Below are 18,336 nucleotides of genomic sequence, written 5' to 3'. Positions count from 1 at the left end.
TACTTTCATGGAGCACCCAATGAGCTTCCTTTCCTTACAACAGGACGTGGCCATTCTTTTTTATGCGACGCTCGGTAAAAAGGCCGATGCCAAGACACTGGATTTTTTCGCCAGGCAACTGGATTTGGGGTTGTATGGTAAAGACCAACTAGCCGAAAAATTTATCCAATCTCTGGATGGACATCAGCGATATGACGGTTTAACCACCGCGCAAAAAATTCAATATATTTATAAAAACATCACAGGCGAAGCTCCGGCGCCGAGCCTGCTGGGATCATTAGTCGCGCAGGTCAACGGTGGCCAATCTCTGGGGCAACTCACTAAAGATTTAGTTAGCGGAGTAAAGAGCTATACTGGCAGCGATGCCGCTCAGGTTGGACAACAACAGCATTTGTTCGACGTTATCGATACTACGTTATATCCGGCGTTGACACCCTATCCAGCCAATGCTGACGCAGCCGCCGACATTCAGGCTATGTTTTATGTAGTTGGAAGCCTCATGGTTGCAGACGGTATCAATTATTGGAGCAGTGTTCTTGCCGAAGGGAAAGCCAGTGCCAGTTATATCGCAGGGCGATTTGTAGATACGCGCATTTGGTTGAAAGAAATGAGCAACGAAGACTTTGTAAAAACCGTATATAAGAATACTTTTGGTGTAGAGGCTGGTGAAAGTGAAATCGCCGATTATGTCGCTGGATTAAATAACAATACAGCAACTCGTGGCGATGTCCTTATTCGTTTGATCACTGATATTCGCAACGATAACTCACACGATACGGCCAAACAAAACTTCCTTAATGCCACCCATGTTTATGCTGCGGGTGAGCTTCCTGCACTGAATTACCAAGAAACTGTAGCGTTACTTTTTCTGCAGTTAGCGAGCAAAACCACCCTGAATGCTGCCGGGTTGGACTATTACAGCAAAATGCTAGCCAGTGGGAAGACCAATCTGGATCTGCTGACTTTTCTAGCAAAATCGACGCATTTTCAGGGTGCCGCGGACTTCGGTGCCGTGTATCTTAAACTCTACGGTACTGCCCTCAATGAATTGCAGAAACAGGCTATTCTCCAGCAAGCGGGGAATAATCCACTGCAGGCAACGTTGAATATTATCGATACATTCCGCCATGGCGAAGCGCCGCTGGACAGTGGCCCCGAACCTAGCCACGAGAGTATGGTCAACCTCGAGTACAAGATCGGCAGCGAACTGGGTTATCAGATCCGCGGCAATGTAACATTATCGAATACCGATGGTACCCTCAGCGGAAGCATTAACAGCGGTGTCGAACACCAATTAAGCCATGCCGAAATCGCGCAACTCCTCCAAATCACCCTCAACGTGGAAGTCGAAACAGCTGTCGATCTCAGCTTTGCCAAATCATTACAGCAGGTCTCTTTACAAGGTGATTTTGCGGCCAACCAAGCTACACTCGACTCACTGAGATACAAAAATGTTACGCTTTACCTCAACGATACCAACGTAGCCAACGCTGAGGGCTTGATTGATTTCAACAAGTACCTAAGCAGTCGCATCGTGGCCGATCAACTCGATGTCAGCACCGCGCACACACATATAAACATAGACGGCGCGGACGAAATCCGGCTGCAATGGAAAGGCAATGCCATCCCCGGCGGAGTCAATAAGATCAGCAACGACTTTACCGCTACGTCTACATCCACTGGACAATACAATAACTTCAGCTTCATTTCGGCGAACTTCATAACAAAAGATGTGTTGTTGACCACGGAGTCAGACGGCAGTATCAGCGGATTTCTTCAAAGTAATCTGAATCAGTTCCTACATTTTCAATTTATCGATTTGGCAAATTATCGAGGTACAGGAAATATTTATCTGGATGGGCAACAGATAGCGACTGAGGGCACAAACCTGTTTGATGCAGGCTTATTGAATCAAACGGCCAGCATCTACAATAGCAACTACTCAGGAGTAACTCACCTTACCCAGGCAGATGCAGCTCAAAAAGACAGTACCGGCAAAATCTGGACCGGATCAATGGGTTTTAATCTGTCAGGTTTTGCCGACAATGTTCATGTCATAAACGTTTCTTTGGCCAAACCTGCGTTATTACGTATCACGGAAAATGCCACCAGTAAAAGCAAAGTGCATCTCGAGACTACCACCGGCAGTGAAACGCCCACCTGGAGCATCGTGGTAGGCAACACTAAAACATCCATGGTGGATGGCGGCACCGTAAGCCTTACCAGCCACTCGACTGCCGTCTCCGGTGAATTATTATATGTTAGCTCCTCCGGCACTTCGAACAATTCACTGACTCTGGCAGGCGGCAGCAATCATATTGAAAAAATGGTGATAAGTGGTTCTACTGACCTAAACCTGACGATTAAAGCCGATTTTAGTGACTCACTGAAAGACATCATCATCCCTGTGATAGAAGATCCCTGGAGCCAACCACCGATTATCAAGGCAAACTTAATTCTGGAAAAAGGCGGTACCGGCGGGGGAGCGTTTTATAAGCTATTGCAATCCCTGAACGATCACAGTGCTTATGATGGGCTCATTAGCGATCTGTCTGGCGATCAATTAACCATCGCCTACACAGCAACTAACAGTTTTGAGATCCAGGGCAACACTACTTTGACACGCTATCGGGATGGGGACCCTTATAGTGGCGGCAATAAAATCAGCTTTGGTAACAGCAATATCGACAACATGGTTACTATAGAAGTCCTTGAGAAAAGCGATACCATTTTTGTCGGCAAAGGTGCCGAGCAGTGGTTATTTGGCGCTAGCGCCAGTCAGACAATGGCCGTTTACGGCAGTGTAAGTAAACCGTCAGATGTTAATGCGCTCTTTAACTCGATCACTGTAGGAAGTGAAGACAACGGACAGGATATATTTGCCAAAGCGTTGGAAAAAATAACTCACGGTGCCAGTAACGGAAGTCTGGCCGAAGCAGGAGCCGTAAAACTGGGTGGCAACGTGTATGTGGTAATTGATAAAAATCATAATCAGCAATTTGATAAGGACGATATGGTATTTGCGTTGGGAGACAAGGACGTATATCAAATTGCTAACGATGTCCATTATCAGGCACCAACCATCGCGGTTAATGGTCTCAGTCAGCACAGTTTTGAATTAGTTTGATTTAGCATCATTAAGGGGCGGCTGTCACCGTGACACCGCCCTTAGGAAAGTAGAATTTCCATATGTGTTATGGACTTGTAATCTTCTTGTTTTTAAACTGTACTTGTTGCTGAACATTTCCTTTACACAAGGTTACCTCATGAGCTTATTGACGTTACAACAAGATGTCGCCATTCTTTTTTATTCCACACTCGGAAAAAAAGCAGATGACAAAGCATTGACCTATTTCGCCAGACAGCTTGAAAAAGGCACTTATACTCAGAGTGAATTGGCTGCCAAATTTATCAATTCTCAAGATGGCCAACATCGTTACGATGGTCTGTCCACCAGCCAAAAGGTGCAATACATCTATCAAAATACCAATGGCACGCCGCCAGATGCCGCAACCTTAAACTCTCTGACCGCACAAGTGGATGCAGGCACAACATTGGGTAGTCTGACTACAACGTTAATTAACGAAACTAAAAATTATGCCGGTAACGATGTAACATTCCTGAACCAACAGAAGCATCTCGAAATCATCATCAGCACGACTCTGTACCCATCACAAATAGAGCTGCCCTCTCAGCTTTCAGCTGCAGCAAATGTGCAAGGTATGTTTTACTTGCTCGGTAGTATGATCAACTCCGCCGCCATCGATTACTGGAGTGGCGTTTTAGATAGTGGTAAAAAAACCGCCGTAGAAATGGCCAACTATTTCGTCTCACTCAAGGGTCACATCAGCTCACTCAGCAACGAAGAGTTTGTGCAGAAAATCTTTTCACAAGCCTTTGGCACCTCCGCAAGCAACAGTGAACTGCAAAAATATGTCACCAGCTTGAACGACGGGAGTGAAACACGGGGCGACGTCATGATGCGCATGATGAACGACATCAGAAATGATAGCAGCCACGATGTAGCAAGACAGAACTTTACTGCCGCAACCCATGTTTATGCTCCTGGCGAGCTTCCTCCGGCTAAATATGCCGAAATCGTCATGTCACTTTATCTGACGGTCGCCGGAGTCTCTGCCGATGCCGCTGCGATTGATTCTTTTAGCCGACTGCTCGTAGGGGGCAAAACGCAAGCAGAAGTACTCGAAATCTTATCCAAAACTGACCTATTCCGTAATGCAGGGGACTATCAGTCCATTTATATGAAGCTCTACGGCAGTCCGCTCGACAGCATTTCCGCGCAGGCAATCCTGCTGAAGGCAGGTAACAACAAGATCACTGCTACCTCACTTATCATCGATGCCTTCCGTGAAGGGAAATATCCTCTGGACAATCACCCCAGTCCCCCTCCCGCTAACCTGCTGCATGAATATGAGGTGAATTTAGGAACGGCATTAGGCTATCAAAAGATGTTTAACGGTAGTTTCACCCTTTCCGACAGCGGTAAGCTGATGGCGGATATCAACACCCGCACGCTCCATGAAGTTACCTACGCAGAAATGGCTTCACTGACCTCATTGAACCAGTTGAATATCAACGCCAATATGAATATTGCGGTGGATTTAAACCGGGTGCCACCAATGAATTCCAATAAAATCGTACTTTCCGGCGACTATGCCACTAGCACAAAAGTACTTGATTCATTAGGTAGCAAGTACGCGGTTGATCTGTTGCTTAATGAAACAAACATCGCTAATGCCGATGCAACTCAGCAGCTTAAGGCCACAAATGTAATGATTGAGGCAGGAACCGACCTCAGCAACGCAAAAATCAATCTTTTATTAAACAACCAATTATACTGGGAAGGAAATAGCATAAACGGGGGAGCCAATCATATCAGCGACAGTTTCCTGGCCGAGAGCGATCTCCAAGACAACAACACAAACTCAATGATATCGGCAAATTTCATTACCAAGTCGATTTATTTAACCAGCAATAGTACGGGGGGGATCGATGGAAGTATCGTAAGTAATATCAACCAGTTCCTGTACTTTTCCCTTATCGACCTCACCCACTATAGCGGCACCGGCAATATTTATATGAACGGACAGTTAGTGGCGACGGAAGGCAACAAAGTTTTTGATTTTGGCGTGATTGACCAACAGGCCACGATCTTTAACCAAACCTACAGCAATGTCAGTATGCTTCAACAATCTGACCGCGCACAAACGCATTTTGGCAACTATACAGGCTCCCAAGGCGCGATCATTTCCGCCTATTCCGGCGAACTGACCCTTATCAACGTCAGCAATTCTTATCTGTATGTTAACGGTGATTTGACCAATCAAAGCCGCGTACACGTGTATGACTCGCTTCAAAGTGACAAATCATTTTCTCTTGCGTTGTCAGAGGCCGCGACTGAAATACGCAACATCGATATGGGTACATTCAGCCTGACGTCAACACATAAAGACACACTGCAAATCTCCATGACTCATGCCTCAACCCACTCAGTAGAGCGTACTTTAACGTTGAGCGGAGGAGAAAACCATATATCAACGCTGATGCTCTCAGGCCTGACGACCAGGCCGGATATGCTGCTAAATCTGACAATCAAATCGGATTTCGGGGATAATCTGCAAACCATTACCGGCATCGATGCCTCTATGGGGCCCGTATACTCCGAAATAGATCTCAACCTGGTCTCGGAAAAAAGTGGTACTGGCGGTGGCAGCTTTTACAACACTCTTAACGCTCTTGCCAACAAAAGTGATTTTAGCCATATCATCGACGATCTGAGCGGATACCAGCTTAAGGTCGCCAACACCGGCTTGACCGTACATTCGGCCAACGTCAAAGGCAATACCACTCTGGACACTACACGAGCGCTAACCTTTACCGACAGTACTATCGATAGCATGGTCACCTTGAATGGCGGTTATCAAAACAGCATCATTACCGCCGGTGATACCGGCAATCAATGGATTTTCTCCAAGACGGGTGACAAAAGCGCCACGCTGTATGGCAGCGCTACTACGGAAGCTGAGATCAAGAATGCATTTACCGGTCTGACAGCAACCGACAGCGCCCACGGCCTGTTCTCACAGGTACTGGCTAATATGACCCATGGAGCCAGTACCAATAACCTGTCCGAAGTTGGTTTGCTGAAGCTGGACAAGTCGGTTTATGTCATTGTGGACAAGAACCATAACCAGACGTTTGATGTAGATGATATTGTATTTTCGATTGGCAATCAGGACCCTTATTTGGCTGCGGTGAGCCTACACTATAAAGCCCCGGCAATCACCGTTAACGGTGCTGTTGATAGCCACTTTGCTGAGGCAATAGCATGAGAATTGACTAATTCTCAGCTAACCAGGTCCAAAGTCTGATGAAATAAAAAGCCCGGAGGTTATCCCCGGGCTTTTTTCGATCCAACGAGATTACTGCCAATCTACCAGGCAGTAATGTTTTTTGCCGCGACGCAGCAGCGTATAACGACCGAACAGGCGATCGGCGTCGCTGAAGGTATATTCGGCGTTAGACTGCTTCTCACCGTTGATGGTCACTGCATTGGAGCCAATCATGGTGCGAGCCTGGCCGCGTGAAGGTACCAGCTCGGCATTCACCAGCGCCTGTTGCAGATCGGCGTCGCCATCGAGCTTGATGGTCGGCATACCGTCCTGCGCCAACTGAGCGAAGTCAGCTTCAGTCATGTCGTGCAGTGCACCGGAGAACAGGCTCTGGGTAATACGTTTGGCCGCAGCCAAGCCTTCCGCACCATGCACCATGCCGGTCACTTCTTCTGCCAACACATACTGGGCACGCGGTGCCTTGCCGCTGTTCTTGTCTTCTTCTTCCAGCGCGTTGATTTCGGCCAGATCCATAAAGGTGAAGAACTTCAGGAAGCGGTACACGTCGGCGTCGGCGGTGTTGATCCAGAATTGGTAGAACTTGTACGGGCTGGTTTTTTCAGGTGCCAACCAGACTGCGCCACCTTCGGTTTTGCCGAATTTGGTGCCGTCGGCTTTGGTGATCAACGGCACGGTCAGGCCGAACACCTGCTGCTGATGCATGCGGCGGGTCAGATCGATACCTGAGGTGATGTTGCCCCACTGGTCGGAGCCGCCGATCTGCAGCTCAACCTGATGACGGTTGTAGAGCTCGGCGAAGTCGAAGCCCTGCAGCAGATTGTAGGAGAACTCGGTGAACGAGATACCGGAATCGTCACGGTTCAAACGCTGCTTCACCGCTTCCTTGTTGATCATCTGGTTGACGGAGAAGTGTTTGCCGATATCACGCAGGAAGGTCAGCACGTTCATGCCGCCGAACCAGTCGTAGTTGTTGGCGGCTACCGCGCTGTTGTTGCCACAGTCGAAATCCAGGAACGGAGAAACCTGTTTGCGGATTTTTTCTACCCACTCGTTCACAGTATCGGTGGTGTTCAGCTTACGTTCAGCCGCTTTGAAGCTCGGATCGCCGATAAGTCCCGTGGCGCCCCCCACCAGCGCGACCGGTTTGTGGCCGGCAAGCTGGAAACGCTTCAGGCACAACAGAGGAACCAGATGGCCCAAATGCAAGCTGTCAGCGGTCGGATCGAAACCGCAATACAGTGCAATTGGCCCTTGCGCCAGTCGCTCTGCTAACGCTTCCTCATCCGTAACCTGGGCAACGAGGCCCCGCTCTTGCAGTTGTTTAATCAAGTTGCTGCTTGCCATCAATGACTCCATGTATAAACGAATGCACCTTTGTCGGTACACGACCTTTCGCCCACTGGCGAAATATAAAATTCAGAATACCGCATAGAATAAAGCGCCGGCGACATCAGTGCCAGCGCTTAAGGGGGATTTTCGGTCTTCAGGGCGCCAGTCGGTCAATTTTCCAGTCATTCCCGTCCCGTTGGTACAGGAAACGGTCGTGCAAGCGGTTGGCACCGCCCTGCCAAAACTCGACGGAGTCGAAATTGACCCGGAATCCGCCCCAGAAACTCGGCAGCGGGACTTCGCCCTGTTGGAATTTTTGCTTCAGCTCGAGGAATTTGCTTTCCAGCACCCCGCGCGCGGAAATGCGCGATGACTGCTGCGACACCCAAGCGCCGATCTGGCTGTCTTTCGGGCGACTGGCGAAGTACTTCATTACTTCTAAAGTGGAAAGCCGCTCCGCCTTACCGAGGAAAATCACCTGGCGGTCAAGCATATGCCACGGGAACAGCAGGCTGATATGCGGGTTATTCGCCAATTGCTGTGCTTTGCGGCTGCCCAGGTTGGTGTAGAACACCAACCCTTTTTCATCCACATGCTTAAGCAAAACAATACGCTGATAGGGTTGACCATTTTCATCCACGGTGGCCACACACATGGCAGTCGGATCGGCCAAACGAGCGTCGCAGGCCTGTTTAAGCCACTTTTCGAACAGCTCCAGCGGATTGGCGGTCAGATCGTTGCGACGCAGGCCACCCCGGGTGTATTCACGGCGCAGGTCCGCAACATCAAATTCATTATTTTCAATCATTGGGTTATCAACCAACTGAAAAATCGTGATTCTATTCTGCGCCAGCGGCGTCAGGATCTCAATCGATCTGACGCCGCAACCGCCGGATCAATTCGCCAGCGTGCAGTCGCTCATGATCACTTTGCCATTACGCTCAAGGTAGGCGTTTTGGCCCTTGGACCAGAAGGTGTATTTACCGTCACTGTATTTTGCGCCGGTCATGGCCAGCACCTGCTTGAGTTTCAACTGCTCGCCGTCCATCAGCAGGCTGACGGTGCTCTCCTTGCCGTCCAGCGCCACCGTCAGCGGCGTGGTGCCACACTGATAGTGCAGGGTCTGGCTGCTTTGCGGCAGAACATAGCTGCAACCGGCCAACGCCAGCGCACCGGCGGCAATAATGATTTTTTTCATGCTGTTGCTCCTTAGGAAAATCTGTCGATTTCTATCCTAACAGAGCTAACGGCCCCCTAAAGGCAAAACCGGATAAATCCCACCCAGCAGGGTTTCACGGCTGGCGCCGGTGACCGAAGGCAGATTACCGGGCTGGCCAGACAAGGTACGAAACGCCAGCCAGGCGAAGGCCAGCGCTTCCATATCGTCGCCGCTGATGCCAAAATCGTCTGTCAGGCACACCTCGGTGCCGGGCAGTAGCGCCGACATTCGCGCCATCAGCAACGGGTTGCGCGCCCCGCCGCCACAAACCAGCAAACGCTCACAGCCGCCCGCCAACTGAACCTGCTCGCAAATGGTCACCGCCGTCAATTCTGCCAGCGTGGTTTGTACGTCAACCGGCTTGACCGCCGGCAGCCCCGAAAGCTGGTTCTCCAGCCAGGCGGCGTTGAAATATTCACGGCCGGTGCTTTTCGGCGCCGGCAGCGCAAAGTAAGGATCGGCCAGCATCTGCTGCAACAGAGGCAGACAGACACGGCCTTCCATCGCCCAGGCGCCGTCTTTATCGTAAGGTTGCGAGTGATGGCGCCAGATCCAGGCATCCATCAGCATATTGCCCGGCCCGGTATCGAAACCGCGCACCGGCGCCCCCGGCAACAGCATCGAAAGATTGGCGATACCGCCAATGTTCAGCACCATGCGACGTTCCACCGGATGCGCCAACAACGCCTGATGGAAGGCCGGTACCAGTGGCGCGCCCTGGCCCCCATAGGCCATATCACGCCGCCGAAAATCCCCCACGGTGGTGATATTGGTCAGCGCGGCAATGCGATTGTTATCGCCCAATTGCATAGAGAAGCGTGCGTCACCTTCGGGCTCGTGCCATACCGTCTGGCCATGGCAACCGATAGCGGTGATGTCCTGGGGCGCAACGCCGGTTTGTTTCAGCAGGCCAAGCACCGCCTCGCCGAACAATGTGCCGAGCTGCGCATCGAGTCGCCCCACTGCAGCAAGCGTGGTTTGCTGCCCCTGGCACATACCGAGAATATCCTGCTTGAGCTGAATCGGCATCGGATGGCTGTAGCTGGCCTGCTGCGCCACCATTCGTCCGTCTATCGCGGCAAGCACCACGTCGACGCCATCCAGACTGGTGCCGGACATAACACCTATATAGCGGCCTGACTTCATAGCAACATCCTTTACCCTGCGCGGGGAAGCAAATTTTTGACCCAACAAATAAACCAGAATTAAAAAATTAACGCCATGAATTCTGATGTTTTTTTTCACCTCTGTGAACGATGCGCCTGTTTTATTGCCTGCTTTCTTGCTGAGGTGTCACCGCTAAACAATCGCTCAACGTGTAACGGAATTTCTCGCGGCACTGTTATAAAGCTAAACCACCGTTTATTATTGGTTGAACAGCGCAAAGTTAAGCTGCGTGCAGTAGCGGGTCATGGTGATGTACGTGCGTTTGAGCCATACTTTGTCTATCATTTTCATTGAATCTGGCCTGGAAAGGTTCCCCAGGTTATGGACTACTATCAACAGGAGTTTTATATGATCAAGCGTCTTCTCGTCGTTGCCATCGCCGCAGTTACGCTGGCAGGGTGCGCCAATGATTCCATGTCCGGCGACGTCTATTCCGCTTCACAGGCCAAGCAGGTTCAAACCGTGACTTACGGCACGCTGGTTTCTGTTCGCCCGGTCAAAATTCAGGGCAGTGAAACGTCGAATACCATTGGTGCCATTGGCGGGGCGGTACTGGGTGGCTTCCTCGGTAACACCGTTGGCGGCGGTACCGGTCGCAGCCTGGCAACCGCAGCCGGCGCAGTAGCCGGTGGCGTGGCGGGTAACAGCATCGGCGAAGCTGCCGGCCGTACCTCAGGCTACGAGTTGGAAATCAAGACCGACCAGAAAGAGAATATCGTGGTGGTTCAGAAGGCAGGCGCAACCAAGTTCAGCCCAGGTCAGCGCGTTCGTATGGCTCGCACCGGCGACACCATTACCGTATCGCCACTGTAAGCGCTACGCGTAGGGTAAAACCGGAGGCTTTAGGCCTCCGGTTTCATTTCCGATGCTGTGAAATCTAATCGAATAAAAAGAAATTCTTATTGTTTATTTTGTAGTTCAGTGATGTTTTGCTCAAGCTTGCCAATCAAACCAACCAACAGTTGTACTTCATCAGTAGTAATGCCGCTCAGAATCTCGCCCCGCGTAGAGCTGATGACGCTGTCCACTTCCCGGATGATGGGATCGGCCGCTTCAGTCAGTTTGATACGCTTTGCACGCCGGTCATTGGCGCAGGTATGGCGAGTAATCAACCCCTTCTCTTCCAGTTGGTCCAAAGTACGAACCAATGACGGTTGCTCAATGCCGATCGCTTTAGCCAACTGGATCTGTGACTGCTCCGGCGGCAAACGATTGATACTGTGCAAAGTAACCCAATGCGTTTGCGTGAGCGCCAGCGGCTTGAGCCGATGATCGATGAGCGCGCGCCATACACGAACTAATCGTGCTAAATCTGAACCTAATGTTGACTCCACTTACCCCTCCTTATAATTAGCATGCTAACATACCCTCCCAGAGCTTAGACTATTTTGAGTAACTCACATTAAAAACACAAATGTATATAATGTATATTGTGGAAATAGCCACCATTTTGATCAGTTATTGTTTATTCTCTATGCAACCGCTCAACATATTCACTCACTGGGATTGTTAATGTGAATACTTCATGGCTTCATGCCTCGTCCCCGCTACCCGATTTGGTGCTGGGCGCCTCGCTTTATTTTCCGCCCCTATTTAAGGCTGTTTTGCTCGGCCTGATTTTATGGCTACTGGTACACCACCTGTTGCGAGACTGGATTTATTCCGGCGAAATTTGGCACCCTATGCTGATGGATTTGTCTATTTTCGTCATCGCCGTCAGCGGCTCCCTGTGGCTTTTAGCGAGTTGGTAACTCATGACGTATAAAACATTAAAATATTTTTCTACGGTAATCGTCTGTGCCATTGCCATCTGTGCCGGTTGGTGGTTATGGAATTACTATATGCAATCCCCCTGGACGCGCGATGGAAAGGTGCGCGCCGAACTCGTCAATATCACACCAGAAGTTTCTGGAAGATTAGAGAAAATAACCGTTCATGACAATCAGTTCATACCTGCGGGAAGTCTGATTTTTACGATCGACCCCGTGCCATACCAGATTGCACTCGACAATGCTGAGGCCGCGTTGGCAAAAGCGCAGTCTGACCTGGCCAAGGCCGATCATGAGGCGGCTCGACGCCGCAGTCTGCCGCGAAATGTTATTTCTGCGGAAGATATGGACGAATCGAATTTAGCGGCACAGGCAATGAAAGCCGCGTATAAAGCCGCGCAAGCTAATCTGGAACAGGCAAAATGGAATTTAAGTAAAACTAAAATTTATGCCCCTACCGATGGCTATATCACCAATTTGCAAACCCGCGTGGGTAACTATGCCAGCGTCGGCTCACCGCTGGTTGCGCTGGTTGATGTGCACTCGTTTTATGTGCTCGGTTATTTTGAAGAAACCAAGCTAAAACATATAAAAGAAGGCAATAAAGCGGACATCGTTTTATATAACGGCAACACTCCGCTTCAGGGTGAAGTTGAGAGTATCGGCCGCGCCATTTACGATCAAAGCGTCGAAAGCAGCAGCGATTTATTAATGGACGTGAAACCCAACGTGCCCTGGGTTCGTTTGGCGCAACGCGTGCCGGTACGGATAAAATTGCTAAATATTCCGGCAGATTTGCCGCTGGTCGCGGGCACCACCTGCACCATCTCGATTCATCAGTAAGGCTAACGTGTGAACCTGCCTTTTTTGGAATGGAAACGCACCCCTTGGGGAAAAGCCACCGGCGGACAATGGCGTTATGCGCTGCGCAATTCGCTGGCGATGTGCCTGTCACTGTGGGTCGCGTTCGTTCTCAATCTTGACGAACCTTACTGGGCGCTGACATCGGCCGCGGTAGTCAGCTTCCCCACCGTTGGCGGTGTGATCAGTAAAAGCATCGGCCGTGTTTTCGGCAGCCTGGTCGGCGCTGCGGCATCGGTGGCCATCGCCGGGCACTGCCTGAACGATCCCTGGCTGTTCACGCTGTTTATCGCCGCCTGGATCGGCCTGTGCACTTATATTTCAAACCACTATCAGAACAACGTTTCCTACGCCTTCGCGCTGGCGGGCTACACCGCCGCCATCATCGCCTTCAGCACCGTCAACGTGACGGACACTCAGCAGATCTTTGATATTGCCCAAGCGCGCGTTTGTGAGGTTATCACCGGTATTCTGTGCGGCGGTCTGATGATGATGATCCTGCCCAGCACCTCTGACGGCGAAACCTTGTTAACCTCGTTGCGGCGCATGCATCTGCGATTATTGGAACATGCCGCGATGCTGTGGCAGCCGGAAATCACCGTGCAGATGCGTACCTCGCACGAAGGGGTTATCGGCCAAATACTGACCATGAACTTGCTGCGTATTCAGGCTTTCTGGAGCCACTACCGGCTACGCCGAAAGAATAATCTGCTCAACTATATGCTGCACCAGCAGTTACGTATTACCAGCGTGATCTCCAGCCTGCGCCGCATGCTGCTGAACTGGCCGGATCGCCCGGACAACCTGGCCAGCGTGCTGGAACAACTGCTGACCGAGCTGCGTAACCCCGAGACTGACAAGTACCGTTTGGCGCGCATACTGCAACAGATTGCGCCGCAAGATCCCGCCGACTATCGTCATCGCGCCTTCTGGCTACGTCTGCGCCATTTCTGCTGGCTGTATCTGAGCGCCAGCCGCTGGTTGCAGCGTCTGGAGAGCGCCACGCCGGTCAGCGATATTCAGCCACCGCGCGTCACCTCTTTGGCCCGTCACACCGACAGCTACGAAGCGGCATATAACGGCCTGCGCACCTTTTTGTGCATTGTCATTGGTTGCGCTTACTGGATTAACACCCAATGGGACGCGGGCAGCTCGGCCCTGACGCTGATTGCCATCAGCTGCGTGCTCTACTCTTCCACGCCGTCCCCCATCAACAGCATCACTACCCTGCTAAAGGCGGTGCTGCTGCTGTCGATTGTCTGCTTTGTGGTGAAATTTGGCCTGATGATTCAGATTGATGATTTTTGGCTGTTCTGTGCCTTTCTGTTCCCGGTGCTGGTAACGATGCAGATGATCAAGCTGCAGCACCCCTCCTACGCCGCACTCTGGGGGCAACTGATCGTATTCATGGGCTCTTTTCTTTCCGTCACCAATCCACCAAGCTACGACTATCAGTCGTTTATCAATGACAGCATCGGGAAGATTGTCGGGGTATTGCTGGCCGGTTTAGCCTTCCAAATATTGCGACCCAGCTCGGACAAACGCAAAAGTCGGCGCATTATCCGCGCCCTGCGGCGGGACTTTATCGATCAGTTAAGCAAAAAACCGCAGCAAAACGAGAGCCAGTTTGAATCGCGAATCTATCATCGCATCAGCCAACTGAATCAAAGTCAGGATCAAGAAGCGCGCAGCTGGTTATTGCGCTGGGGCGTGGTGTTGCTCAACTGCAGCCATATCGTCTGGCAACTGCGTGACTGGCAAACCCGTTCCGATCCGCTCTCGGCGGTTCGTGACGTCTGTATTCACTGCCTGCGGGGCATCATGACGGAGAAAGGCGTGCAGCACAGTTCGCTGGACGCCAGCCTGCAAGAACTGCAGCGCATGAGTACTGCGCTGGCGCACCACCCTGAACAGGCGGCGCGCGATCTGGCAGGCTTGATTTGGCGGCTTTATTGTTCGTTGCAGCAGCTACAGCAGGCGATTGTCCCTGTTGATAGCGCAGCGACGACATCCACCGCCCGCTAACCGTTGTTATGACTTAATCACGCCGCAGGCGAAGCGTTCGCCTCCGCCACCCAGCGGTTTGGGATGATCGGAGTGATTATCACCACCGGCGTGCACCATCAGTGCCTTGCCGCTGATTTCGCTGATTTTTTTCAGCCGAGGCGCCAGCACCGGGTAGCTGGCCATGCCGTCGTCGGTCACGTAAATGGCCGGCAAATCCCCCAAATGACCGTCGGCGTACGGCCCAAGGTGCTTACCGGTTTTTTGTGGATCAAGATGTCCGCCGGCCGCCAACGCCGCGACGGCCTTGCCGTCCTTCATTCCCGGTTCGCAACTGCCCTTCTCATGAACGTGAAAACCGTGCACGCCGGCCGGCAAGGCTTTGAGCTGTGGCGTAAACAACAAACCATAAGGCGTTTCGCTGATCGTCACCTTGCCAATATCCTGACCAATTCCCTGTCCGGTCACCAGATTCATGTCAACATCCACCGTCGCCGCCTGAGCAACGCCGCAGGCCATCAAACCAAAGGCTGCATACCAATAGTGTTTCATCAATCAATCTCCTTGAAGTCTCTGTGAGTGTTCAGTATAGGGGAAGCTGCCGCGTCACCGCACAAAACACGCACAATTTTGGCGATCAAATTCGCATTATTAATAATTACTACTAATAATAATTCTACCGATGTCGGTCCTCCGACCAGACGCCGTGCGGCATACTCATTTCATTGCGACTCGCTGCAATAGCTATTCAAAGATTAACCCGGCAACGCAGCTAATTCATAAGGAACTGATATGGGAATCTTTAATTATCAAGGCCTCGATGAGGCGAAGTCCAAAGCGTTATTTACCGATGCCATGGCAATTTCCACCTACGCCTATCACAATATCGATAATGGTTTTGATGAAGGCTATCATAATACCGGCTTCGGGCTGGGCCTGCCCTTTACCCTGGTCAACGCGCTGATAGGCAGTACTCAATCACAGGGCGGATTACCCGGTATTCCCTGGAACCCTGACTCGGAAAAGGCGGCGCTGGCGGCGGTAAATAACGCCGGCTGGTCATTGATTAGCGCAGATCAATTAGGCTATCAGGGCAAAACGGACGCGCGTGGCACCTATTACGGTGAAACTCTGGGCTATACCACTGCACAGGCCGAAGTACTGGGAAAATACGACAGCGAGGGTAATCTCACCGGCATCGGCATTGCTTTTCGCGGCACCAGCGGCCCGCGTGAATCGTTAATCACCGATACCATCGGCGATCTGGTCAATGACCTGCTGGCCGGTTTCGGTCCCAGTGGTTATGCCGATAATTACAGCCTGAAAGCCTTCGGCACCCTGCTGGGGGATGTGGCCAAGTTCGCCCAGTCTCACGGGCTGAGTGGGGATGACATTACCATCAGTGGTCACAGCCTCGGCGGCCTGGCCGTGAACAGCATGGCGGCGCTCAGCGACGGCAATTGGGGTGGCTTCTACGCGCAGTCAAACTATGTCGCCTTCGCTTCTCCTACCCAATACGAAACCGGCGATAAAGTCATTAATATCGGCTACGAAAACGATCCGGTATTCCGCGCGTTGGATGGCACGACGCGCACTTCAGCAACGCTGGGCGTGCATGACGCACCACAAGAGTCCGCTACCAATAACATCGTTAATTTCAACGACCACTATGCCTCCACCGCCTGGAATATTCTGCCCTTCTCGATCCTCAATGTGCCAACCTGGTTATCTCACCTGCCGTTTTTTTATCAGGACGGATTGATGCGGGTATTGAATTCAGAGTTCTACTCGCTGACCAGCAAAGATTCGACGGTGATTGTCTCCAATCTTTCTGACGTTACCCGCGGCAATACCTGGGTGGAAGACCTCAACCGTAACGCCGAGCAACACAGCGGCCCAACCTTTATTGTCGGCAGTGACGGCAATGACCTTATCAAGGGCGGCGCGGGAAATGATTATCTCGAGGGCCGAGCCGGCAATGACACCTTCCGTGACGATGGCGGTTTTAATATTATTTCCGGCGGTGAAGGCCATAACACCCTGGATTTGCAACATGCATTGAAAAATACCGAGGTCGCGTACGACGGCAATACGCTCTATTTGCGCGATGCTGACGGTGGCATCACTCTGGCTAACTCGATTGGCACGCTGAAAAGCAAAGAGTCGTCACTGCTGATTTTCACCAAAGAGGTTGATCATCAGGTGACCGACAACGGATTACTTTCCACCAAGGGGTTGACCGCCTACGCCAGTTCGGCGAACGGCACCGCGGCCGATGACGTTCTGACCGCCAAGGATTCCGGCTCCTGGCTATTCGGTCTGGAAGGAAATGACCAGCTGTTTGGCGGCAAAGGCAATGACGTGTTCGTCGGAGGCGCGGGTAACGACGTTATGCACAGCCAGGGCGGCAACAATACCTTCCTGTTCAGCGGCGACTTCGGTCAGGATCTGATTTACGGCTATCAGGCCCGAGACAAGCTGGTATTTATCGGTACCGACGGCAGCAGTACGGGCGGTAATTTCCGTGATTTTGCTTCCGAGGTGAACGACAATCTGGTGTTTAATTTTGGCGGCAATACGGTCACTTTAGTCGGGGTCGGGTTCGATAGCCTGTCGGACGGCCAGGTGGTACTGGCCTGAACACCGGGACATTAACGTTAAAAACGGGCGGCCGAGGCTGCCCGTTTTATTGGGCCGGTTAAGGTACGTCGTAACCCAGCGCCGCTTTGCGGATGCGGAACCACTGTTGACGATCCAGCGTCAATTGCTGCGCCTTCAATGCAGAACGCACGCGTTCAATCTTGCCTGAGCCGATAATCGGCAACGGTGCCGACGGCAGACGCATCACCCAGGCGTACACCACCTGCTCGATAGTCTCGGCCCCTATTTCCTGCGCCACCGCCTGCAACTCATCACGCAGCGGCTGGAACTCGGCGTCGCTGAACAGGCGGCCGCCCCCCAGACAAGACCAGGCCATCGGCTTGATGCGTAATTGCTGGCACTGATCCAGCGATCCATCCAGGATACTCGGCTGATGAATCGGTGAAATCTCCAGTTGATTGGTCACCAGCGAGAATGGCAGCCGCGATTGCAGCAACGTAAATTGCGCCGGTGTGAAGTTGGAAACGCCGAAGTGACGCACTTTGCCACTTTGGTGCAGAGACACAAAGGCCTCGGCGACCTCATCGGCATCCATCAGCGGATCCGGACGGTGGATCAGCAACAGGTCAAGATAGTCGGTATGCAGATGCGCCAACGAACGTTCCGCGCTGTAAACAATATGCTCGCGGTCGGTGATGTAATGGCCGATGGCGTTGCCCGGTTTGGCCGTAGTGGCGATACCGCATTTGGACACCAACTCCATCGACTGGCGCAATGACGGCTTCAGCCGCATCGCTTCGCCAAAAGCCTGTTCGCAGGCATAACCGCCGTAAATATCCGCGTGATCGGCAGTGGTCACGCCCAGCTCGATATGCTGCTCAATGAACGCCAACAGCTGTTGCGGCGACATGCCCCACTCCATCAAACGCCAGTATCCGCAAATCATGCGGGAAAATTCAGGCCCCTGCGGCGCGAGTTGAATACGGTTTTCCATTATTGAAACCTCATGACA

14 protein-coding genes are annotated in these 18,336 nt (G+C 51.7%); 7 read left to right on the top strand and 7 right to left on the bottom strand.

The window, feature by feature from the left end; genetic code table 11:
• The first annotated feature begins 19 nt into the window (after positions 1–19).
• Entirely contained in the window at positions 20–3,127 is a 3,108-nt protein-coding gene (locus tag AC1RKG_RS01150; RefSeq protein WP_493181728.1) for a DUF4214 domain-containing protein, read from the top strand.
• Between the two features lie 139 nt (positions 3,128–3,266).
• Entirely contained in the window at positions 3,267–6,353 is a 3,087-nt protein-coding gene (locus AC1RKG_RS01145) for a DUF4214 domain-containing protein (RefSeq protein WP_493181727.1), read from the top strand.
• Positions 6,354–6,443: 90 nt separating this feature from the next.
• On the opposite strand, the gene tyrS is transcribed toward AC1RKG_RS01145, so the two are convergent.
• The 4 genes from tyrS to anmK all read right to left on the bottom strand — a co-directional run bounded on the left by tyrS (position 6,444) and on the right by anmK (position 10,068).
• Positions 6,444–7,718 carry a tyrosine--tRNA ligase gene (gene tyrS, locus AC1RKG_RS01140; protein WP_020826694.1) on the bottom strand — a complete coding sequence of 425 codons (1,275 nt, stop codon included), beginning with the start codon at positions 7,716–7,718 and terminating at the stop codon, positions 6,444–6,446.
• Positions 7,719–7,857: 139 nt separating this feature from the next.
• Positions 7,858–8,511: a pyridoxamine 5'-phosphate oxidase gene (gene pdxH, locus AC1RKG_RS01135; RefSeq protein ID WP_046373687.1), complete on the bottom strand. Its 654-nt coding sequence runs from the start codon at positions 8,509–8,511 to the stop codon at positions 7,858–7,860.
• Positions 8,512–8,598: 87 nt separating this feature from the next.
• Positions 8,599–8,901, bottom strand: coding sequence for an MliC family protein (locus tag AC1RKG_RS01130; RefSeq protein WP_122079141.1), 303 nt, complete (start codon positions 8,899–8,901; stop codon positions 8,599–8,601).
• A gap of 45 nt (positions 8,902–8,946) precedes the next feature.
• Complete coding sequence (gene anmK / locus AC1RKG_RS01125) at positions 8,947–10,068, bottom strand: anhydro-N-acetylmuramic acid kinase (RefSeq protein ID WP_128865407.1); 1,122 nt, start codon at positions 10,066–10,068, stop codon at positions 8,947–8,949.
• A 369-nt stretch (positions 10,069–10,437) separates the two neighbouring features.
• Here anmK and AC1RKG_RS01120 point away from each other — a divergent pair, with 369 nt between their 5' ends.
• Positions 10,438–10,902: an outer membrane lipoprotein gene (locus AC1RKG_RS01120; RefSeq protein WP_044552917.1), complete on the top strand. Its 465-nt coding sequence runs from the start codon at positions 10,438–10,440 to the stop codon at positions 10,900–10,902.
• A gap of 86 nt (positions 10,903–10,988) precedes the next feature.
• Here the strand turns inward: AC1RKG_RS01120 and slyA are convergent, their stop codons facing one another.
• Complete coding sequence (gene slyA, locus AC1RKG_RS01115; RefSeq protein ID WP_012144945.1) at positions 10,989–11,423, bottom strand: transcriptional regulator SlyA; 435 nt, start codon at positions 11,421–11,423, stop codon at positions 10,989–10,991.
• Between the two features lie 180 nt (positions 11,424–11,603).
• On the opposite strand from slyA, the gene AC1RKG_RS01110 reads away from it, so the two are divergent.
• Genes AC1RKG_RS01110 through AC1RKG_RS01100 form a run of 3 tightly spaced genes read left to right on the top strand, consistent with a single transcriptional unit; the run spans position 11,604 to position 14,744 of the window.
• Entirely contained in the window at positions 11,604–11,840 is a 237-nt protein-coding gene (locus tag AC1RKG_RS01110) for a DUF1656 domain-containing protein (RefSeq protein WP_104410897.1), read from the top strand.
• Positions 11,841–11,843: 3 nt separating this feature from the next.
• Positions 11,844–12,701, top strand: coding sequence for an efflux RND transporter periplasmic adaptor subunit (locus AC1RKG_RS01105; RefSeq protein ID WP_493181724.1), 858 nt, complete (start codon positions 11,844–11,846; stop codon positions 12,699–12,701).
• 9 nt (positions 12,702–12,710) lie between these two features.
• Positions 12,711–14,744 carry an FUSC family protein gene (locus AC1RKG_RS01100; protein ID WP_493181722.1) on the top strand — a complete coding sequence of 678 codons (2,034 nt, stop codon included), beginning with the start codon at positions 12,711–12,713 and terminating at the stop codon, positions 14,742–14,744.
• A gap of 6 nt (positions 14,745–14,750) precedes the next feature.
• Here AC1RKG_RS01100 and sodC read toward each other — a convergent pair whose 3' ends face one another.
• Entirely contained in the window at positions 14,751–15,275 is a 525-nt protein-coding gene (gene sodC / locus AC1RKG_RS01095; RefSeq protein WP_020826685.1) for a superoxide dismutase family protein, read from the bottom strand.
• A gap of 240 nt (positions 15,276–15,515) precedes the next feature.
• On the opposite strand from sodC, the gene AC1RKG_RS01090 reads away from it, so the two are divergent.
• Positions 15,516–17,363 (top strand): polyurethane esterase, encoded by a 1,848-nt coding sequence (locus AC1RKG_RS01090; protein ID WP_493181720.1) that lies wholly within the window; start codon positions 15,516–15,518, stop codon positions 17,361–17,363.
• 58 nt (positions 17,364–17,421) lie between these two features.
• Here the strand turns inward: AC1RKG_RS01090 and AC1RKG_RS01085 are convergent, their stop codons facing one another.
• Entirely contained in the window at positions 17,422–18,318 is an 897-nt protein-coding gene (locus tag AC1RKG_RS01085; RefSeq protein ID WP_020826683.1) for an aldo/keto reductase, read from the bottom strand.
• Positions 18,319–18,336: the final 18 nt, after the last annotated feature.

The sequence above is a fragment of the Serratia sp. GW822-FHT06D09 genome (assembly GCF_058799515.1).
This window is presented reverse-complemented; position numbering and strand designations above follow the sequence as displayed.